Below are 20922 nucleotides of genomic sequence, written 5' to 3'. Positions count from 1 at the left end.
CGTTCACGACCGAAACATCCGGCGGGGTCGGAGCGGGGCCGGGACAGGACCGTGCCCGGGCCTGCGGGAAGAGAACGATTCGGGAACGCAATGCCCTGGCGCAAATGCGGCCGTGCACACTTACCCGCATGCGTTTCCCCCGTCCCCGCCCCCGCAGCCTGGCCGGTCAGCTCTTCGCCATGCAGGTCGTGCTCGTGGCCGTCGTCGTGGCGGGCTGCGCGGTCTTCGCGTACGTCACGGACCGGGCCCAGGCCGAGGAGACCGCGCGCCGCCAGTCGACGGCGACCGCCGCGGCCGTCGCCGACTCGCCCTCCGTGGTGGCCGCGGCCCGCTCGGCCGACCCGTCGGCGGCGCTCCAGCCGTACACGGAGTCGCTGCGCCGCCACGCGGACGTCGCCTTCGTCGTGATCATGGCGCCGGACGGGACCCGCTGGACGCACCCGGAGCCCGCCCAGATCGGCCGCACGTACCTCGGTCACATCGAGGAGGCGGTACGGGGCCGGACCTTCTCCGAGACGCACCTCGGCGTGCTCGGACCGTCCGTCCGGACGGTGGCGCCCGTGTACGACGACGACGGCCGGATCGTCGCCCTCGTCAGCGCGGGCATCACGATCGAGAGGATCAGCGAGCAGGTACGGGAGCAGGTCACCGCCCTCCTCGGCATGGCGGGCGCGGCGCTCGCGCTCGGCGGCGCCGGGACGTACGTCGTCAACGCCCGGCTGCGCCGCCACACGCACGGCATGAACGCGGCGGAGCTGAGCCGGATGCACGACTACCACGAGGCCGCGCTGCACGCCGTACGCGAAGGTCTCGTGATGCTCGACGGACGGCGGCGGATCGCCCTCATCAACGACGGGGCACGGGAGTTGCTCGGTCTGGACGAGGGGGTCGTCGGCCGCTCGGCCGCCGAACTCGGCCTGCCCGCACCGCTGACGGGCGCACTGCTCTCCTCCGAGCCGCGGGTGGACGAGACCCATCTGACGGCCGACCGGGTGCTCGTCGTCAGCACCCGCCCGGTGGTCGGCGGGGAGCGGCGCGGCACGGTCGTCACGCTCCGGGACCGTACGGAACTCCAGGCGCTGTCCGGGGAGTTGGACTCCGAGCGCGGCTTCACGGAGGCGCTCCGCTCCCAGGCCCACGAGGCGGCGAACCGGCTGCACACCGTGGTGTCGCTCATCGAACTGGGGCGGGTGGCCGAGGCGGTGGAGTTCGCGACGGCGGAGCTGGAGCTCGCGCAGGCGCTCACCGACCGGGTCGTCGACGCGGTCGGCGAACCGGTCCTCGCGGCGCTGCTGCTCGGCAAGGCGGCGCAGGCCAACGAGCGGGGCGTGGAGCTGGTGCTGACCGAGGACAGCCGGATCGACGACGGCCGGGTGCCGGCTGCCGTGCCCTCCCGCGACCTGGTCACGATCCTGGGCAACCTCATCGACAACGCCGTGGAGGCGGTGGGCGGGACCCCGCACGCGCGCGTGAAGGTCACGGTCGCGGCCCGGGCCGGCGACGGCGAGCTGCTGCTGCGGGTCGGGGACAGCGGCCCCGGCGTCCGCCCGGCCGACCGGGACGCGGTCCTGGGCCGCGGCTGGTCGACCCGCGGCCCGGGCCGCGGCCTCGGCCTGGCCCTGGTGGGCCAGGCGGTCTCCCGCGCCTCCGGCACCCTGGAGCTGGCGGACGCGGCGGAGGGCGGCGCGGAGTTCACCGTACGACTGCCGCTGCCGAGGGACGGACGGGCGGGGGCGGCCGGCGGGGAGGCGGATGCCCTGCTCGTGCCGAACGGCACGGCATCGGCGCCCGCGCCGGCCGGCGGAATCGCCTCGGCGTCCGGCCCGACCGACGGCACGGCAGGCACCGCAGACACCACAGGCACCACAGGCACCACAGGCACCATCCGCGCTGCAGACACCGCCGGCGCCGCAGACACCACAGACACCGCCCGCACCACCCCGACCCGACCCGAGGTGACCCCGTGAGTACGCGTCCCCTCCGTGTCCTCGTCGTCGAAGACGACCCCGTCGCCGCCGACGCCCACGCGCTCTACGCCGGGCGGGTCGAGGGCTTCACCGTCGTCGGGATCGCCCACTCGCGGGCCGCCGCCGTGCGGGTGCTCGACCGGACGCCGGTCGATCTGATCCTGCTCGACCTCTACCTGCCGGACGGCCACGGCCTCCACCTGCTGCGCGCGCTCCGCGCCGCGGGGCACTCCGCCGACGTGATCGCCGTGACCTCCGCCCGCGACCTGGCGGTCGTCCGCGAGGGCGTCTCCCTCGGCGTCGTCCAGTACGTCCTGAAGCCCTTCGCCTTCGCCACGCTCCGGGACCGGCTCGCGCGGTACGCGGAGTTCCGGGCGTCCGCCGGGGAGGCCTCGGGGCAGGACGAGGTGGACCGGGCGCTCGCCACGCTCCGGGCCCCGCACCCCGCCACGCTGCCGAAGGGGCTCAGCGCCCCGACCCTGGAGGCCGTCACGCGTACCCTCCGGGACACCCCGGCCGGGGTCACCGCCGCCGAGGCTGGCGCGACGGTCGGGATCTCCCGGATCACCGCCCGCCGCTACCTGGAGCACCTCGTGACCGAGGGCCGGGCCGTACGCGCCCCGCAGTACGGGCAGATCGGGCGGCCCGAGCTCCAGTACCGCTGGCTCGACGGCCGGGCGCGCGGCCGCTGAAGCACCGGAACCACGGCCACTGACCTGCGGATTCCGTGGTTTTCCGGCCTGCTGGTACCGACCAGCGGTTACTGCTCGGTTCCCACGTTCCTACGACGTCGCACGTTGGGGGAACGCACCGTAGCCAGCCGTCACCGTCCGCACCTACCGTGGCCGGGTGCACCAACCCTCTCCCCCCTTCAACGGCCTGGCCGCGCGCACTCTGCGCGAAGGACTCGGCATGGCCCCGGGACATGTCGCGTACGGCCTCCGCGCCCAGTACGGCTTGTTCGTCAACCCCGACACCGTCGTCGCCTGGGAACGCGGCCGCGTCCTCCCGACCGAGCAGGAGCTCACCGCCCTCGCGGGCGTGCTGTGGTGCGCTCCCTCCGAGCTCATCGCCGCCGCCACGACCCTGCGCGAGCACCGGCTGGCCCGCGCGCTCTCCGCGGACGAGCTGGCCCGGCGGATCGGCGTCGCGGCCCACGTCTATCAGCAGATGGAGGACGAAGGCCGCTGGCGCGGCACCGAACGCCAGACGGCCGCCCTCGCGGAGGTCCTCGGCCTCGGCCCGCGCGCGCTGATCACGGCCACCGGCGGCGACGAGAGCCTCGCCGAGCTCCTGCGCGACGCGGCCACCACCCGCTGGCAGGCCTATGTGAAACCGGCCGTGAAGGTGGTGCCGCTGCCCAAGCGGACCGTGGAGTCGGCGCTCCAGCGCCTGCACACGGACTACCACGCGCGGATGGCGGCGACCAGCAGCTGGGGCGCCTCGGGGGCGACGGGCGACGAGGGGCGCGCGTACCTGGAGGAGATCACCGGGCACTTCTGGGCGGCGGTGGGTCTGTAGCGGTCGCATCGGCCGTAGCGGCCGGACGGTCTACCCCGGGGGGACGTAGATTGGCGGCCGTGAGACGACACGTACCCTTCGAACGACTCCACAACTTCCGTGACCTGGGCGGCTATCGGACCGCCGACGGCGGGACCGTACGGTGGGAGACCCTCTACCGCTCCGACTCCCTGGCCAAGCTCGCGGAAGCCGGCCCCGACGACCTCGCCGCCTTCCGCGCGCTGGGCGTGGCCACCGTGATCGACCTGCGCTACCCGTGGGAGATCGACGCCAAGGGCCGCCTGCCGGAGACCGAGGAGGTCTCCTGGCACAACCTGTCCATCGAGCACCGGCCGTACGACCAGGCGGAGATCGACCCGGACCTCGACCCGTGGCGTTACCTCGCCGACCGGTTCGCCGAGGTCGCCGAGGACGGCACGGAGGAGATCCGTACCGCTCTGGAGGTCATCGCCGCCGCCGACGGCCCGCTCGTCTTCCACTGCGCCTCCGGCAAGGACCGCACGGGGCTCATCGCGGCCGTCGTCCTCGCGCTCCTCGACGTCCCCGACGAGGAGATCCTCGCGGACTTCGCGCTCACGGAGCTGGCCACGGAGCGGCTGATCGCCGACTGGCGGGCCTCGCACCCGGGCCGCGAGCTCCGCTGGCCGGGGTACGGCCGGGCGCCGGCCGACATCATCCGGCTGTTCCTCGCGGACCTGCGCGAGCGGTACGGCTCGGTGTACGGGTACGTCACCGGCCGCGTCGGGCTCGACCCGGCGGTGGTGACGGCGCTCAGGGCCCGGCTGGTGGACCCCGTCCAGCGGGTCAGTTCCTGCGGTCGAAGCTGAAGAGCTGACCGTCCGCGTCCGACGCGCAGGGGGCCTGGGCCAGTCGCGCCCAGGCCGCCGAGCGGTCCCCGACGACGGTGACGCAGCTGCCGGGCGTCGCGGAGCCCGCCGGCACGATCCGGTAGCCCTCGACGGGGGTGCCGTACGGCTCCATGAAGAACTCCTCGATCCGGCTCGGGTCGCCGCACTCGGAGTCCTCGTACGCGGCGTCGGGTATGCGACCGCCGGAGGGTATGCCGGAGCAGCCGGGGCCGTAGTCCGGGTGGTCCGAAACGATCCTCCACCGGCCCTTGCCCCGGTCCGCCAGCGAGTAGAGCGGCACCTTCGCGTCGGCGCACGGCACCTGGTGGATCTGCCCGGTGCGGGAGCCGCGCCGCTCGCCGAGGCACAGGTCCGCGCCGATCACCCGGATGCGGACGTCGCCGGCGGCGGGCGCGGTGAGAGTACGGGGCGGGTGGGCGCCGTGCCCGTCCCGCAGGACGGCGACGACGCTGAACCCGGCGAGGACGAGCCCGGCCACTGCGACCGTCGCGACGAGGGCACGGCGTATCCGGGACCGGGGCCCCGGCGGCGGGGCCGCGGGTTCGCCGTCCATCGGCTCCGCGGGGTCCCCGGGCCAGACGACGGAGGGGCCGACGGCGTGATCGGGGTCGTCGTCCGGGGAGGCATTCCCGACCGGGCCTTCGTCGGATCCCTCGCCGGCACCCTCGTCCGAATCGGCACCGTCGCCCGAATCGGCGCCCCCGTCCGAGTCGGCACCCTCGTCCGAGTCGGCTCCGTCGCCCGGATCGGCTCCCTCGGCCGGGCCCTCGTCGGCGGGTGCGTACACCCCCCGTACCGCGAGTGCCTTCCGTACCGCCTGCCACTCCTCAAGCTCGTCCGGTCCGATCCCGCACGCGCGGACGAAGGAGATCAGGAGCTCCTCGCGGGGGACGGTGGCGCGGGACAGCATGTTGGCGACGGTGGACCGGGGCAGGACGTCGCCGCGCGCCTCGGCCCTGGCCGAGAGCTCGCGGTAGGTCAGGCCGGACCAGTCCTTGAGCGCCTGGAGGCACGCGACGAACTCCGCGGCGTTCCGTGCCTCCCGCGGGTCGGGTGCCCGTTCCCCCGGCATCATCCGCGCCTCCCCCTTCCGCCGGACAGGGTTGGGACATGTCCGGGACAGGCCTCAAGCCTTGTTGATCTCGCGCTCCGGCTCAAGAGTGGAACTCGGCAATTCCGGTGGTGATGCCGGTCACGGACGAGTGGCCCCGACCCTCCACGGGGGGAGGGTCGGGGCCACTCGGGTGTGTCCGGGTCCCGGAGCGGATCCGGGACAGGTCGGGACGGAAGTCCCGTCCGGAGGGACGGTCAGAAGACCGACTCGGCCTCGCGCATCCGGTCCTCGGGGACCGTCTTGAGCTGCGTCACGGCCTCGGCCAGCGGCACCATCTCGATGTTCGTGCCGCGCAGCGCCGTCATCCGGCCGAAGTCGCCGCGGTGCGCCGCCTCCACCGCGTGCCAGCCGAAGCGGGTGGCGAGGACGCGGTCGTACGCGGTCGGCGTGCCGCCGCGCTGGACGTGGCCGAGGATGACCGGGCGGGCCTCCTTGCCGAGGCGCTGCTCCAGCTCGACGGCGAGGAGGTTTCCGATGCCCTGGAAGCGCTCGTGGCCGAACTGGTCGATCTTGCCCTTCTTGTACTCCATGGAGCCTTCGGCCGGGTGCGCGCCCTCGGCGACGCAGATGACGGCGAACTTCTTGCCGCGCGCGAAGCGCTCCTCGACCATCTTGACGAGGTCGTCGACCTGGAAGGGGCGTTCGGGGAGGCAGATGCCGTGGGCGCCGCCGGCCATGCCGGACTCCAGCGCGATCCAGCCGGCGTGGCGGCCCATCACCTCGACGACCATCACGCGCTGGTGGGATTCGGCGGTGGTCTTCAGCCGGTCCATGGCCTCGGTGGCGACGCCGACGGCGGTGTCGAAGCCGAAGGTGCGGTCCGTGGAGGAGATGTCGTTGTCGATCGTCTTCGGGACGCCGACGACGGGCATGCCGGCGTCGGAGAGCATCCGGGCGGCGGTCAGCGTGCCCTCGCCGCCGATCGGGATGAGGACGTCGATGCCGTACTGCTTCGCCAGGTCGGGGGCCGACTCGGCGGCCTCGCGCAGCCGGTTGCGCTCCAGGCGCGCGGAGCCGAGGATCGTGCCGCCGCGGGCGAGGATGCCGCTGACGGCGTTGAGGTCGAGGGGCCGGTAGTGGCCGTCGAGGAGGCCCTTGAAGCCGTCCTCGAAGCCGATGACTTCGTCGTTGTGGCCGGTCAGCGCCCGGTGCACGACCGACCGGATCACTGCGTTCAGGCCGGGGCAGTCGCCGCCTGCGGTGAGAACTCCGATGCGCATCGTGCTGTGTCTCCTGCTCGGTCGCGGTCCAGATGAGCCACGGCAATTCTCACACGCCCGGCTTGACGGGGACGCTCGACGCCGCTGCGCGCGTCCCTGCCGGAGGCCCCGCGGAGGCCTTTCGTCCCGGGGTTCCGGGCCCTTCGTCCGGCGGGCGACGTAACCACTGGCGGGGGTATTGTCAAGGGGGTAATGCCGCCCTATAGGGGCTTTCTGAGGACCGTCGATTGACGCACAGGCGATCGACATGCGGGCCGTGCGGTGCCGGGAGGCACCACCCGGCCCGTTCCCCAGGACCGCCCCGTTCCGCTGGACTGGACAGGAGACCACGGCGTGACGCGCAGCGTGTACGTGACCGGGATCGATCGCGGTGACGGCCGCCAGGTCGTCGAGCTGGGAGTCATGGAGCTCCTCACCCGCCAGGTCGACCGGGTGGGGGTGTTCCGTCCGCTGGTGCACGACGGCCCCGACCGTCTCTTCGATCTTCTGCGGGCCCGCTACCGGCTCTCGCAGGACCCCTCGACGGTCTACGGCATGGACTATCACGAGGCCTCCGCGCTCCAGGCCGAGCAGGGCACCGACGAACTGGTCTCCCGGCTTGTCGACCGCTTCCACGCGGTGGCCCGCGAGTACGAGGTCGTCCTCGTCCTCGGTACGGACTTCGCCGCCACGCAGCTCCCCGACGAGCTCGCGCTCAACGCCCGCCTCGCCAACGAGTTCGGCGCCTCCGTCATACCGGTGGTCGGCGGCAAGGGCCAGCCCTCGGAGTCCGTACGGGCCGAGGCCCGCAACGCCTTCCGGGCGTACGACGGGCTCGGCTGCGACGTGCTCGCGATGATCGTCAACCGGGTGGCACCCGAGGACCTCGTGGCGCTGGAGCGGCTCGCGACCCGGGTCCCCGTGCCCTGCTACGTACTGCCCGACGAGCCGGCGCTCGCCGCGCCCACCGTCGCCCAGATCACCCACGCGCTCGGCGCCTCCGTCGTCCTCGGCGACGACGCGGGCCTCGCGCGCGACGCCCTGGACTTCGTCTTCGGCGGCGCGATGCTGCCGAACTTCCTCAACGCGCTGACCCCCGGCTGCCTCGTCGTCACCCCCGGGGACCGGGCCGACCTGGTCGTCGGAGCGCTCGCCGCCCACTCGGCCGGAACGCCGCCGATCGCCGGCGTGCTGCTCACCCTCAACGAGCGGCCCAGCGAGGAGATCCTGACCCTGGCGGCCCGCCTCGCGCCCGGCACCCCGGTCATCTCCGTACCGGGCAACAGCTTCCCGACCGCGGCCGAGCTCTTCGCCCTCGAAGGCAAGCTGAACGCCGCCACCCCGCGCAAGGCGGAGACGGCCCTCGGCCTCTTCGAGCGGCACGTCGACACCGCCGACCTGCTCAAGCGGATCTCGGTCGCCCGCAGCGGCCGGGTCACGCCGATGATGTTCGAGCACGAACTCCTCGAACAGGCGCGGGCCGACCGGCGCCGGGTCGTGCTCCCCGAGGGCACCGAGGAGCGGGTGCTGCGCGCCGCCGACGTCCTGATCCGCCGGGACGTGTGCGACCTGACGCTCCTCGGCGACGTGGAGGCCATCCGCAAGAAGGCCGCCGACCTGAGCGTGGACCTGCGCGAGACGCAGCTGATCGACCCGCAGACCTCGGAGCTGCGCGACTCGTTCGCGGAGAAGTACGCGGCGCTCCGGGCCCACAAGGGCGTCACCGTCGAGCTCGCCTACGACGTCGTCTCGGACGTCAACTACTTCGGCACCCTGATGGTGCAGGAGGGCCTGGCCGACGGCATGGTCTCCGGCTCCGTGCACTCCACGGCCGCGACGATCCGCCCGGCCTTCGAGATCATCAAGACGAAGCCGGAGGCGTCGATCGTCTCCTCGGTCTTCTTCATGTGCCTCGCCGACAAGGTGCTCGTGTACGGCGACTGCGCGGTCAACCCCGACCCGAACGCCGAGCAGCTCGCGGACATCGCCGTCCAGTCGGCGGCCACGGCGGCGCGCTTCGGCGTGGAGCCGCGGATCGCGATGCTCTCGTACTCGACGGGCACCTCGGGCTCCGGCGCGGACGTCGACAAGGTGCGCGAGGCGACGAAGCTGGTCCGCGAGGCGCATCCGGAGCTGCGGATCGAGGGCCCGATCCAGTACGACGCCGCGGTGGAGCCGTCCGTGGCCGCCACGAAGCTGCCGGAGTCGGAGGTGGCCGGTCAGGCGACCGTGCTGATCTTCCCGGACCTCAACACCGGCAACAACACGTACAAGGCCGTGCAGCGTTCGGCCGGCGCCGTGGCCGTCGGCCCGGTGCTCCAGGGTCTGCGCAAGCCCGTGAACGACCTCTCGCGCGGCGCGCTCGTCAGCGACATCGTCAACACGGTCGCCATCACGGCGATCCAGTCCCAGGTCCCCACCAAGACCCGCGAGGAGCTCCCCGCATGACCGGCACCCCCACCCGTGTCCTCGTCCTCAACTCCGGCTCGTCGTCGGTGAAGTACCAGCTCCTCGACATGGCGGACGGCAGCCGGCTCGCGGTCGGCCTGGTGGAGCGGATCGGCGAGGAGACCTCCCGCCTGGTGCACACGCCGCTCCAGGGCGGCGGCGGGGAGAAGCGCGAGAAGAACGGCCCGATCGCCGACCACGCGGCCGCGCTGAAGGCGGTCGCCGAGGAACTGGCGGCGGACGGCCTCGGCCTGGACTCCCCCGAACTGGCCGCGATCGGCCACCGGGTGGTGCACGGCGGGCTGCGGTTCAGCGCTCCGACGGTCGTCGACGACGAGGTGCTCGCGGAGATCGAGCGGCTCGTGCCGGTGGCGCCGCTGCACAACCCGGCGAACCTCACCGGCATCCGTACGGCGATGTCCCTGCGTCCCGACCTGCCCCAGGTCGCGGTCTTCGACACCGCCTTCCACACGACGATGCCGGAGTCGGCGGCGCGGTACGCGATCGACGTGGAGACGGCGGACACGCACCGCATCCGGCGGTACGGCTTCCACGGCACCTCGCACGCGTACGTCTCGCGCGAGACGGCGAAGCTGCTCGGCAAGGCGCCGGAGGAGGTGAACGTGATCGTGCTGCACCTGGGCAACGGCGCCTCCGCCTCGGCGGTGGCGGGCGGCCGGTGCGTGGACACCTCGATGGGCCTGACGCCGCTGGAGGGCCTGGTCATGGGCACCCGCTCGGGCGACATCGACCCGGCGGTCACCTTCCACCTCAAGCGGGTGGCGGGGATGTCGGCGGACGAGATCGACATCCTCCTGAACAAGAAGTCCGGCCTGGTCGGGCTCTGCGGCGACAACGACATGCGGGAGATCCGCCGCCGCGTGGACGAGGGCGACCCGGCGGCGACGCTGGCCTTCGACATCTACATCCACCGCCTGAAGAAGTACATCGGCGCGTACTACGCGGTGCTCGGCCGGGTGGACGCGGTGGTGTTCACGGCGGGGGTCGGCGAGAACGCCGCCCCGGTGCGGGAGGCTGCCATCGCGGGCCTGGAGGAGCTGGGCCTCGCCGTGGACGCGGACCTCAACGCCGTGCGTTCCGACGAGGCGCGGCTGATCTCTCCGGACTACGCGCGGGTGGCGGTCGCCGTGGTGCCGACGGACGAGGAGCTGGAGATCGCGCGGCAGAGTTTCGCGCTCGTTCAGAGCTCGGTGAGCTCGAACGAGTGAACGCTTGAGCGGGCCCGCGCCCATTTGTACTTTCCGCCAGTCGGAATATTCCGCAGTGAAACAAACCGATAGGATCCGCCTCATGCGCCGTTCCAAAATCGTCTGCACGCTGGGCCCCGCCGTCGACTCGTATGAGCAGCTGAAGGCTCTCATCGAGGCCGGTATGAACGTGGCCCGATTCAACTTCAGCCACGGGTCCCAGGCAGAACACCAGGAGCGGTACGACCGCGTCCGGCAGGTCTCCGCGGACACCGGGCACGCCGTCGGCGTCCTCGCCGACCTCCAGGGCCCCAAGATCCGCCTCGAGACCTTCGCCGAGGGTCCGGTCGAGCTGGTGCGCGGTGACGAGTTCACCATCACCACCGACGACGTCCCCGGCGACAAGTCCATCTGCGGCACCACCTACAAGGGTCTGCCCGGCGACGTCTCCAAGGGCGACCAGGTCCTCATCAACGACGGCAACGTCGAGCTGCGGGTCGTCGAGGTCGACGGCCCCCGGGTCAAGACCGTGGTCATCGAGGGCGGTGTCATCTCCGACCACAAGGGCATCAACCTGCCCGGCGCGGCCGTCAACGTCCCCGCCCTGTCGGAGAAGGACGTCGACGACCTCCGCTTCGCGCTCCGCATGGGCTGCGACATGGTCGCCCTCTCCTTCGTCCGCGACGCCAACGACGTCAAGGACGTCCACAAGGTGATGGACGAGGAGGGCCGCCGCGTCCCCGTCATCGCCAAGGTCGAGAAGCCGCAGGCCGTCGAGAACATGGAGGCCGTCGTCGCGGCCTTCGACGCGGTCATGGTGGCCCGCGGCGACCTCGCCGTCGAGTACCCGCTCGAGCGGGTCCCGATGGTGCAGAAGCGCCTCGTCGAGATGTGTCGCCGCAACGCCAAGCCGGTCATCGTCGCGACCCAGATGATGGAGTCGATGATCACCAACTCCCGTCCGACCCGCGCCGAGGCGAGCGACGTCGCCAACGCGATCCTGGACGGCGCGGACGCGGTCATGCTGTCGGCCGAGTCCTCGGTCGGCGCCTACCCGATCGAGACCGTCAAGACGATGTCGAAGATCGTCACCGCGGCCGAGGAGGAGCTGCTCTCCAAGGGCCTCCAGCCCCTGGTCCCGGGCAAGAAGCCGCGCACCCAGGGCGGCTCCGTCGCCCGCGCGGCCTGCGAGATCGCCGATTTCCTCGGCGGCAAGGCCCTGATCGCCTTCACCCAGTCCGGCGACACGGCCCGCCGCCTCTCCCGCTACCGGGTGCAGCAGCCGATCCTCGCCTTCACGACGGACGAGAACACCCGCAACCAGCTCACCCTGAGCTGGGGCGTCGAGTCCTTCCTCGTCCCCTTCGTGGAGACCACCGACGCGATGGTCGACCTCGTCGACGCCGAGCTCCTCAAGCTCCAGCGCTACAACGAGGGCGACACCATGGTCATCACGGCCGGCTCGCCCCCCGGCGTCCCCGGCACGACGAACATGGTCCGCGTCCACCACCTCGGTGGCGGCGAGCACGCCTGACGTCCCGCCTGATCCGTATACGGCCGTGGGCCGCACCCCTTGAAGAAGGGATGCGGCCCACGGCCGTTTCCGGACAGTGCTTTAAGACACAAGCCGTCCGGCAGCCGAAAAAGATCTTCCGCCTGCGAATGTGCCGGTGCAATGATTACCGCGCCTTCCGGGGGGAGGGCAGGGGTGTGCCCTGACCAGGCACCCGGGGGATCTCAGTTCACGCCGCGCCTTGTGCAACGGCGCACCACGCTCATCCAAGCCCGAACCCGTGCCTCCACCCGGGGCGACCTCATTGTCGACCCACAGGTGGAACGCGTGTACACGACATTCCTGCCCAAAACACGGGGGACGAGACGGAGACGGTTCCGGCGCGGAGTCGCCGCAACCGCTCTGACGACGGCATCCTCCATCCTGCTGACCTTCCTCTCCGGCGCCCCGGCCCTCGCGGACGAACCCGGGGACAACCCCACGAACCCGTGGGAGCGGACCCTCCGCATCAGCCTCGGTGTGACAGCCCGCCAGGACCGCTGCGTGGCCGCCCGCTTCATTCATCTCGGCGGCCCGGAGGCGAAGGCTCTCGCGGGCCGCTCGCTCGCCGGGACCGACGCCGACGTCGCCACGGCCATCGGCCACCGCGGCTGGCTGCTCTCCGGCCCCCTCGGCCAGGCCCTCGACCGTGACAAGGCCGCCGCGGACACCGCGATCGACACCTTCCAGGCCCGCCAGTTGAAGCTAGACGCCTCGAACTCCCCATACCGCTCCGTGAATTACCAGGGCGGGCGCGACTTCCACGCCCCCGCCTTCGGCGCGGGCATCCTGGGCTTCGCCGGGCACACACTGTGGGGCAAGATCACCGACGACCCCCGCCCGATGCCCGGCAAGGCGTCCCTGGACAAGGCGCGCACGGTACTGGAGGGAATCTCCACCCCGGACGACTACTGGGAGACCAGCTACCGGGCCGTGGCCAGTGACGAACTCCTGGGGATCCGAGGAGGCAGCGGCGCATCGGCCAACGATGTCGCTCAGTTCCTGCGCTACGGCGGCTTCCCCAAGCAGGCACCCGCGCCCGACTCGCTGGAGTTCCGCACCGAGGCCGAAGCCCTCAAGATCGCCTGGGCGAACTGTGACAGCGCCAACCCCATCGATTACAACCGCGCCCTGACCGGCCCGGTCGTCCAGGCCTTCACCGAGTGGGAGGCCGAGTACGCCGGGCAGGCCAAGCAGCGTGCCGACATCATGGCCGCCGAACTGGAAGCTGCCAAGCAGACCCGGGTGGCGACCACGGCCATGATCGAGGCCATCCGCCAGGCATGGCTCGCCGACCAGATCCTCTACTGGCAGAAGTACTGGTCCACCCACACGGACGGCAAGCCGGGCGCAGCCGTCTTCACCAAGGCGACTGCGGACCTCGGTGCGGCACGCAACACGGCCACTGCCCAGGTCGCGATCGCCGACAAGGCGGCAGCGGCGGCAGCTGCCGCCTCCGGCAAGGCGGCGACCGCCCAGGCATCCGCCTGGGCGGTCGCCGACGCGGCGAAGACTCCGCGCGGCCGAGGGCTCCTCTACGCCCAGCAGTCCGTCCAGGTCGCGAAGGCATCGAGCGCCGCCGCGCTGGCCGCGGCGAAGACCACGGCGACTGCCGCCAACGCGGCCAAGGCAACGGCGGCGAACAGCGGCGCGCTCTACGCCCTGAGCAAGACCCAGGCACACGCCCTCAATACCGAGTTCCGCAGGGCCGCCGCGCAGGAGGCCGCCGCACAGGCGAAGTCCGCAATGCAGGCGGCCGAGGCCCAGGCGAAGGAAGCCGCCGCCAACGCCACCAAGGCCAAGCATGCACAGGCCACCGCGGAGTCCGCGGAGCGGACCGCCAAGGAAGGTGCGGCCGAGGCCAAGCGGCAGCGCGGCATCGCGGAGGCCGAGAAGGCGAACGCCACCCGAGAGCGGGAGAACGCAGGCCGGGAGCGCGAGAAGGCCGCCGTCGCCGAGCAGCGCGCACAGGCCGAACGTGCGGCCGCACAGCAGGCCCGCGCCTCCGCCGAAACATCCGCCACCGACGCTGCCGCGCAGCGTGAGGCGGCCGAGGCGGCCGAAGGCCGGGCCGCACTCGCCCGCTCCACCGCTGAAACGGCCGAGCGAAACAGGAACGCCAAGGCTTCGCGCGCCGCTGCGCTGGAAGCCGCCGCAGCAGCAGCCGAAGGTACCGACAGCGCCGGCGAGGCACGGGAAGCCGCAGGCGCCGCTCGCGCGGCCGCCAACGAGGCATCGGACGCGGCCGGTCGGGCTCGGACGGCCGCAGGCGAAGCTTCCACGGCTTCCGTGAACGCCCGGGCCGCTGCCACCCGTTCCACCGCAGCGGCCTCCCGCTCCCGTGCCGCGGCCGACAAGGCGTGGTCGGCGTATCAGACCACCCATGCTGCTGCCGCCACCGCCCACGCCGCGGCAGCCGAGGCCATCGATGCGGCGGCAAACGCCAAAGCCAACGCCCGCGCGGCGGAAGCCGAAGCGAAGAAGGCTCAGGCCGCGGCGATCAAGGCACGTCACGAGGCGACCGCGGCGCAGGTAGAGGCCGCCAAGACCGCGGCCTGGGCGGCCAAGACGGCCGGCTTCTCCTACGCCGCCGGCCAAGCCGCGGCGGGCGCTCGTGACGCGGCCCGGGTCGTGAACGCCGCGGCGGAGGAGGCCATCGCGCTGGGCAGTCCCTACCGCGAGACAGACGTGTCTGCCGCGTTCGCGGTCCTCGTGGGACAGGCTGCCAAGCCCCTGGCCGAACAGCAGGCCGCTGCCGCGCAAGCCAGTGCGAAGGAGGCCGCGAAGGCCGCCGCGACCGCCAAGGCCCTCGCGGACCAGGCCGCAGGAAACGCCAAGATCGCGGCGCAAGCCGCGGCGGCGGCAGCGGCGGACGCGGCCAAGGCCCTGGAGCACGTCGCCGCAGCACGTACCTCCGCGGCCGAGGCCGAGAAAGCAGCCGCAGCCGCCAAGAGGGCGGATGCCCGGGCGCAGGAGTACGACGTGCAGGCCGGCGTCGATGCCATGCACGCCTCGTTCGCCGCAACAGACGCCACGTCGGAGGCCACCGCCGCCGACCAGGAGGCGACTGCTGCGGAGCGCGACGCCGCCTCCGCCCGCTCGGCAGCCACCACCGCCGAGCAGGACGCCGGAAGCGCCCGGATAGCCGCGACCCAGGCAGAGGGGGACGCCACCGCCGCGGAGGGTGCTGCCACCCGCGCCCATGAGAGTGCCACCGAGGCCGACAAGGCGGCCGACCGAGCCGAGGCCGCCGAGCGCGAGGAGGAGCAGCGGGCGATCAAGGAGCGGGTCGAGGCCAACGGCTCGGATGTCGGGCCGGAGCTCACGCTCGACGAGGAGGAACTGCTGCGGCGCGAGTGCGGCGAAGAGTGCGTCTCAGCCTTCCGTGCCGCCAAGGCCCTGGCCGGCCAAGGCGTACTCGACTGGGTCAAGGAGAACGGCGGCGAGATCCTCCTGGAGGAAATCGGCTACCGCGACCTGGAACGCTGCTTCACCGAGGGTGACATCGAGAGCTGCCTGTGGACCCTGGCGAAGGCCATCCCCGTCGCCAAGGCCTGGTCGGTCGGCAAGGCGATCGTCCGGGTGGCCGGCGGAATCGGCGGCTTCCTGGAAAAGTCAGTCACTGCCAAGCGGACGCTGGACAAGTTCCGCAAAATCATCGACGACGCCAAGCAGGGCAAGGGACGGGCGTGTCCGGTCAAGCCCAAGCCCCTGGCCGCACGCGCCGCGGCGTTCGCCGCTCCGACGGGGGTCACCACTGCCCTCTCCGCTGCTGCCTCCTCGGAGTACCCGGGTGTGGGCACGATCGTGAGCGAGGGTGGTGTCACGGTTCAGATCTACTCCAATGACCATGCCCCGCCGCACGCCCATGTCAAGGGCAAGGGCAAGGAGGTCCGGGTCGGCCAGAACGGCAGGCCGCTGGCGGGCGACCCGGAGCTGTCCCGGCTCCAGAAGGCCGTCATCGACAGCAACATCCGTACCATCAGGGAGAACATCCGAGTCGCCATGGAAAGGTTCAAGGCCAATGGCGGATGCTGAGACGCCCCTGGCCCTCCGGGACGCCGTACGGCGACTGGCGGCCCTGGCCGACAGGGCCGTACCCGACATGACCGACGGCCACGCCCGCTGGGAGCTGTACCGGGCCGCCCTCGCCTCCGACGCGGCGCGGCCCGGCCTGCTGGCCGCGGTCGCCGCGGAGACGGACGGTGCGCTCGCCTCCGCGGTCGTCGGCGAAGCCCTGGAACGGGTGCCCCGCGGCGACCGGGAGGCTTGGGTCCAGGCCCTCGCCCCCTTGGTGCGCGCGTTCAGTGAGCGCCGGGCACACGAGTTGGGAACTCTGGAGGACCTCCGGTCCGGGTCGACCGTACAGGCGCCCGCTCCCGAGCTGGTCGACAGTTGGAGCGACTGGCTCCAACTGCGGATCGCCGCCGAGGTGTCCGACAAATCGGTGCTACGGGTCCTGGCCGAGTCGGGCCGCACCAAGCGCATCCGGCGGGCTGCCGCCGAGGCGCTCGGCTGACGCCTCTGGGACGACGACGGCCTCCCCTCCCATCACGGGAGGGGAGGCCGTCGCGGTGTGCGGCTCCCGGCAGTGCGGGGGTCAGTTGGGCTCGACCGTGTTGAGGAGGCCCGGGACCTTGAGGGTGCCGCCGAACTGGCCCGCCTGCTTGAGCTTCACGTTGGTGAAGACGGCGATGGGGACGTCCAGCGGGGGCGGGGTCTCGGGGCTGAAGGTGACCGGGAAGAGGCCGAAGAGGTTGCCCTTCAGCTCCTCCGTGTACATCGTCACCGTGCCGTCGGTGATGGTCGACGTCTCGCCCTTGGTGGAGCGGACGTGGCCCGTGAGGCCCTCGGAGTGGACCGTCAGCTGGTGGAGGTCCTTGATGCCGATGTCGGTCGCGGTGAACTTCAGGACCTTCTTGATCTTGCCGCTGCCGGTCTTCACCTCGACGATGCCGTGGTACTTCAGGCCCTTCAGCGTGAGCTTCGTGCTCTCCAGCCGCCACGGGTCGTCCGGGAGCAGCGGGATGCCCTGCTCCAGTTCGGCCGCCGCGAGCGCCTCGGGGTCGGCCACGGGGCACGGGAAGCGCGGCTTGGCGCCGTCGGGTATGGACTCGTCCTTCTTGGGGTCGAGACCCTGGGCGCTCTCCGGGAGCTCCTGAACCTTCGCGCCGGCCTCGTCGGCCGCCTTCTCGATCGCCTTCTTGGTCGCGTCGGCGGCCGTGTCGGCGGTCTTGTCCTCGGCCTTGTCGGCAACCGCGTCGGCGGTCGTCTCCGGCTTCGGCTCGGCGGGCGCCGTCGCGGTCGCGGTGGGCTCGCCGGCGGTCGCGGTGGGCTCGTCGGCGGTCGCCGGCTTCTGGACCGGGGCGGACGTCGTCGGGGCCGCCGTCGTCGGCGCGGCCGTGGTGGCCGTCGGCTTCGGGTCCGGTCCGTCGAAGAGGTCCTTGAGCGCGTCGCCCACGCCCAGCGGGTCGAGCGGGTTCGTCGACTTCGTCGGGGTGGGGGTGGCCGTGGCCGAGGGGGTCGCGGTCGGTGCCGCTTCCCTGTTCTGCTGCGTGGTCGCCTGCCCGGTCTCCGTCGCGGTCGGCGTCGGGGTCGCGGTGGCCGTACCGGTCGGTTCCGCGGTCGCCGTGGCCGAGGCCGTGGCCGTCGGGCCGGTCGTCGCCGTGGCGCTCGGGGTCGCGGTCGCGGTCGCCGAGGGGGTCGCCGTCGGCTTCGCGCTCTCCGTGGGCTTCGCCGTCGCCGTCGCCTCGGGCGTCGGCTCGTCGGAGCGGGTCACACAGGGGCCCGGCGCGAAGGGGATGTCCTTCTCGTCGGCGAGGGCGATCTTGGGCGTAAGGCCCATCCCCACGAACACCGCGGTCGGCATGGCGGCCAGCGCCATCGCCTTGCCCGCGGGGCCCTGGATCCTGTTCAGCAGCGACTTGCGCGGGGCCGCGTGCCGCGGGCCCTCCTTCGCGAGCGCCGACTGAGTCTCGTCACCCCGCACTGTTCCTCCCGCCATTGGCGTCGGTCGTCGTTTCGGTCGCCGACTCGTACGTCTCACGCTGCTCCGGGACACCGGCCGCCACCACGGCCTCGGTCTCGGGGTCGTACCTGTACGTGGCCTCCTCCGAGGCCTCCGGCTCACCGTCGTGCTCCGCGTCGGCGGTCTCCTCGATCGGCGGGGCAGGCGCCCAGGCGATGGACATGCCGCCTCCGACGAGGGAGAGCAGGAACCCGATGAGCAGACCGCCGAAGTTCGACACCGGGATGGAGACGAGCCCCAGGATGATCGACGCGACGCCCGCGAAGACCCGCACGATCGGCTGGTACCACATCGTCAGACCGAGCGTGATGAGCAGGACGCCGATGATCAGCGCGGCGGATCCCGCCGTCGTCTTCATGGCGAGGGTGACGTTGCCGAGCCGCATGTCCCCGTAAGGGAGGTAGGCGATCGGCACGCCGCCCAGGAGGGTGAACAGTCCCGCCCAGAAGGGCCGGGTCTGCCGCCAGACCTTGAACCGATTGTCCTGGGGGACTTCGCGGGAGGCGGGGGTCTCGGCGCTCATGGAAACAGCTCCCTGGAAGCGGTGTTGCTGAGAAAGATGTGAAGAGAAGCGGGGCCGGGCCCCGGAGAGCGTGCGGGCCGCCGGGGGCGGCCCGCACCTTCAAGGAGCCGGTCAGCCCTTGAAGCACTCCTTGTCGGTGCCCCGGTGCAGGGACAGGCTCAGGTCGGGGAGACGGAAGGTGGCGGCCGTGGTGGCCCACGCCTTCTGCCGGACCTTGGTCAGCGTGACCTTGTCGGCACGCTGCGCGAAGCCGTTCTTGTTGACGCTCCTCGGGTCGACGCCGGGCTGGATGCCCTGCCCGCCCTCCTTCTTGGGGAGCGCGCCGGCTGCGACACCGATGTCGATGTTCGTGAACTGGGCGTCGGCCTTGAGGTCGGAGACGTCGAGGTAGAGCTCCTCGGCGTAGACCTGCTTGTCCGTGTTGCCGGCCTTGGCCGCGTCGCTGTCGCCCGCCGTCAGCCGGAGGGTGATGTCGCCGAGACCCGGAACCGGGGTGACGACCGACTGGCACATGTTGGTGATGCGGGCGTTGTCGAAGCCCGACACCGCGACCGGGGCCGCGAACGGCTTGCCCTCCAGGGTGCTGCCCTGGGCGACGCTGCCGTACTGGACGAACTCCTCACCGACAAGGCTGTCGGTGGAGACCTTGAACTCCTGGCCGGAGATGCTGAAGGACGCGGCCAGCGCACCCTGGGCCAGGCCGACACCGATCGCGGCCGTCGCGGCCACGCTCGGGACCATGACGACGGCGAACCGCTTCCATCTGGTTCCGCCACGAACCTGGGACTTCATGAGAATTCCTCCTTCTCGGACGTACATCTCCGGGAGGGCCGGGGGCCCGTCCTGGGATGGAGAAGAGCTACGTCCTCGGGAAGGGGAGCGCCGAGGCATCAGGCGGCGCGCTGCGCGTCCGAATCACCGGCGATCACTCCCGAGCGACAACCATGAGCCACGCTTTGCGCGTGACCGGGTTTGGACAGGCCCCGTTCGGTGAGAGCGGGAACCCCCCTGTCCACGGCCGGCGCCTGGGGCACCGGCCCGCCCGGTGGGGACCCTCGTCGCGATCCCGGTTGGTTGCCGGGGTGTGCGGTTCGGACCGAGCGTCGCCGATCGTGGTCGATTCCGGGCCTTCGCACAAGGGGGTTCGTTACTCGCTAGTAACGGGTGGATAACCGGGCCATGGCGGGGCGACGCCGAACGGGCACACAGGGTGCGGTCGAGTGGCGCCCAATATCAGCAGATGACCGGATGAAGGCGGACAGAACGCTCGGTTCGATTTACTGCAAGTAACAGCGGCCGCGATTACCAAGTTTTGGTAAAGCGCGGCCGCCGTTTGTCGCTGTGTCGCCAAATCGTCGGACGATCCGGCACCTTGTGCGGAGCTCAGGAGCTCGTCAGAAAAGGACCCGGGCCAGGGCCTGACGGGCCGTCGTCACCCGCGGGTCGTCGATGCCGATCACCTCGAAGAGCTCCAGGAGCCGCAGCCGCGCCGCGTCCCTGTCGTCGCCCGCCGTGCGCCGCACGGTCTCGACGAGGCGACCGAAGGCGTCCTCCACGTGACCGCCCACCAGGTCGAGGTCGGCGGCGGCGATCTGCGCGGCGACGTCGGCCTGGTTGTCCGCCGCGTTCTTGCGGACGACCGCGGGGTCGAGGTCCTGGACCCGGGCGAGGAGCTCGGCCTGGGCCAGGCCCAGCTTGGCCTCCGGGTGCGCCGGGTCGTCGGCGAGCACGTTCTTGTACGCCTGGACGGCGCCGGCCAGGTCACCCGCGTCGAGCGCGGACATGGCCGCTTCGAGGAGGGCGTCGTACGGACCGACGGGGCGCGCGGCGGGGGCCGAACCGTCGGCGTCCGCGTCCGCGTCCACGACGATGCCCGTGAGACCGAAGCGCTCCTCGCCGACCTGGATCAGCTGGTCGAGGGTCTCCCGGATCTGCGCCTCGGGCACCGCACCCTGGAAGAGCGGCAGCGCCTGTCCGGCGACCACCGCGAAAACGGCCGGAATTCCCTGGATGCCGAACTGCTGCATCAGCATCTGGTTGGCGTCGACGTCGATCTTCGCGAGGAGGAAGCGGCCGTTGTACTCGACGGCCAGCCGCTCCAGGAGGGGGCCGAGCTGCTTGCACGGCTCGCACCACTCGGCCCAGAAGTCGAGGACGACCGGGACCTCGGCGGAGCGCTGGATCACATCGCGCTCGAAGCCGGCCTCGTCGACGTCGATCACCAGGGCGGAGGGGGGCACCGCGGCGGAGCCACCCTGCCGGGCGGCCTCGGCTCGGACCTGCTCCGCCTTGGTCTTGGCCTCTCCGGCCGCCTTCACCGCGGCGAGGTCGACGACGCCGCTCATGGACATGTTTCGGGGCTGCATGCGTACATCCTCCCCCTTCCGCGCGCGTAACCGGTAAGTCATGGCTGAACCGTGCCGCCCGCACGCCTCCCGCCGGTGTGCGAGACGCCTGGGCAACACGGTTCTTCGTCTTCTCTTCGCACCGGGT

15 protein-coding genes are annotated in these 20922 nt (G+C 72.0%); 9 read left to right on the top strand and 6 right to left on the bottom strand.

Annotation, left to right across the window (positions count from 1 at the left end):
* Window positions 1-128 precede the first annotated feature (128 nt).
* The 4 genes from ASC82_RS09665 to ASC82_RS09650 all read left to right on the top strand — a co-directional run bounded on the left by ASC82_RS09665 (window position 129) and on the right by ASC82_RS09650 (window position 4315).
* A complete protein-coding gene (locus ASC82_RS09665; RefSeq protein ID WP_242427619.1) occupies window positions 129-1967 on the top strand; it encodes a sensor histidine kinase in 1839 nt (612 codons plus the stop codon).
* On the top strand, window positions 1964-2659 hold the full coding sequence (locus ASC82_RS09660; protein ID WP_056644203.1) for a response regulator: 696 nt from the start codon (window positions 1964-1966) through the stop codon (window positions 2657-2659). Before ASC82_RS09665 ends, ASC82_RS09660 begins: the two co-directional genes overlap by 4 nt.
* 220 nt (window positions 2660-2879) lie before the next feature.
* Window positions 2880-3488 carry a helix-turn-helix transcriptional regulator gene (locus ASC82_RS09655; protein WP_056644200.1) on the top strand — a complete coding sequence of 203 codons (609 nt, stop codon included), beginning with the start codon at window positions 2880-2882 and terminating at the stop codon, window positions 3486-3488.
* Between the two features lie 59 nt (window positions 3489-3547).
* Window positions 3548-4315, top strand: a complete 768-nt coding sequence (locus tag ASC82_RS09650) for a tyrosine-protein phosphatase (RefSeq protein ID WP_056644929.1) — start codon at window positions 3548-3550, stop codon at window positions 4313-4315.
* Here ASC82_RS09650 and ASC82_RS09645 read toward each other — a convergent pair.
* Both ASC82_RS09645 and ASC82_RS09640 read right to left on the bottom strand, forming a co-directional pair.
* A complete protein-coding gene (locus ASC82_RS09645) occupies window positions 4293-5432 on the bottom strand; it encodes a helix-turn-helix transcriptional regulator (protein WP_056644199.1) in 1140 nt (379 codons plus the stop codon). The genes ASC82_RS09650 and ASC82_RS09645 overlap by 23 nt on opposite strands.
* Window positions 5433-5665: 233 nt before the next feature.
* Window positions 5666-6691 carry an ATP-dependent 6-phosphofructokinase gene (locus tag ASC82_RS09640; RefSeq protein ID WP_056644197.1) on the bottom strand — a complete coding sequence of 342 codons (1026 nt, stop codon included), beginning with the start codon at window positions 6689-6691 and terminating at the stop codon, window positions 5666-5668.
* A gap of 333 nt (window positions 6692-7024) precedes the next feature.
* Between ASC82_RS09640 and pta the strand changes: the two genes are divergently transcribed.
* From pta to ASC82_RS09615, 5 genes are all read left to right on the top strand, one after another.
* Window positions 7025-9118 carry a phosphate acetyltransferase gene (pta, locus tag ASC82_RS09635; protein WP_056644194.1) on the top strand — a complete coding sequence of 698 codons (2094 nt, stop codon included), beginning with the start codon at window positions 7025-7027 and terminating at the stop codon, window positions 9116-9118.
* Window positions 9115-10347 (top strand): acetate kinase, encoded by a 1233-nt coding sequence (locus ASC82_RS09630; RefSeq protein ID WP_056644192.1) that lies wholly within the window; start codon window positions 9115-9117, stop codon window positions 10345-10347. The genes pta and ASC82_RS09630 overlap by 4 nt, the downstream gene beginning before the upstream one ends.
* Before the next feature lie 82 nt (window positions 10348-10429).
* The gene (gene pyk, locus ASC82_RS09625) at window positions 10430-11860 is read left to right on the top strand and encodes a pyruvate kinase (protein WP_056644190.1); all 1431 of its coding nucleotides are present in this window, start codon (window positions 10430-10432) and stop codon (window positions 11858-11860) included.
* 306 nt (window positions 11861-12166) lie between these two features.
* The gene (locus tag ASC82_RS09620; RefSeq protein WP_157863458.1) at window positions 12167-15916 is read left to right on the top strand and encodes a hypothetical protein; all 3750 of its coding nucleotides are present in this window, start codon (window positions 12167-12169) and stop codon (window positions 15914-15916) included.
* Complete coding sequence (locus ASC82_RS09615; protein ID WP_056644185.1) at window positions 15903-16397, top strand: hypothetical protein; 495 nt, start codon at window positions 15903-15905, stop codon at window positions 16395-16397. The genes ASC82_RS09620 and ASC82_RS09615 overlap by 14 nt, the downstream gene beginning before the upstream one ends.
* 81 nt (window positions 16398-16478) lie before the next feature.
* On the opposite strand, the gene ASC82_RS09610 is transcribed toward ASC82_RS09615, so the two are convergent.
* The 4 genes from ASC82_RS09610 to ASC82_RS09595 form a co-directional block, all read right to left on the bottom strand.
* Window positions 16479-17882: a hypothetical protein gene (locus ASC82_RS09610; RefSeq protein WP_056644183.1), complete on the bottom strand. Its 1404-nt coding sequence runs from the start codon at window positions 17880-17882 to the stop codon at window positions 16479-16481.
* Window positions 17857-18429, bottom strand: a complete 573-nt coding sequence (locus tag ASC82_RS09605) for a DUF6114 domain-containing protein (protein WP_056644179.1) — start codon at window positions 18427-18429, stop codon at window positions 17857-17859. Before ASC82_RS09605 ends, ASC82_RS09610 begins: the two co-directional genes overlap by 26 nt.
* Before the next feature lie 111 nt (window positions 18430-18540).
* Entirely contained in the window at window positions 18541-19221 is a 681-nt protein-coding gene (locus ASC82_RS09600; protein WP_056644177.1) for a DUF6230 family protein, read from the bottom strand.
* Window positions 19222-19823: 602 nt separating this feature from the next.
* A complete protein-coding gene (locus tag ASC82_RS09595) occupies window positions 19824-20795 on the bottom strand; it encodes a tetratricopeptide repeat protein (RefSeq protein WP_079039169.1) in 972 nt (323 codons plus the stop codon).
* Between the last annotated feature and the right edge of the window lie 127 nt (window positions 20796-20922).

It is taken from the genome of Streptomyces sp. Root431 (assembly GCF_001426585.1).
GTDB lineage: Bacteria > Actinomycetota > Actinomycetes > Streptomycetales > Streptomycetaceae > Streptomyces > Streptomyces stackebrandtii.
The sequence above is the reverse complement of the archived record's forward strand: the minus strand, read 5'-3'. Positions and strand labels throughout refer to the sequence as shown.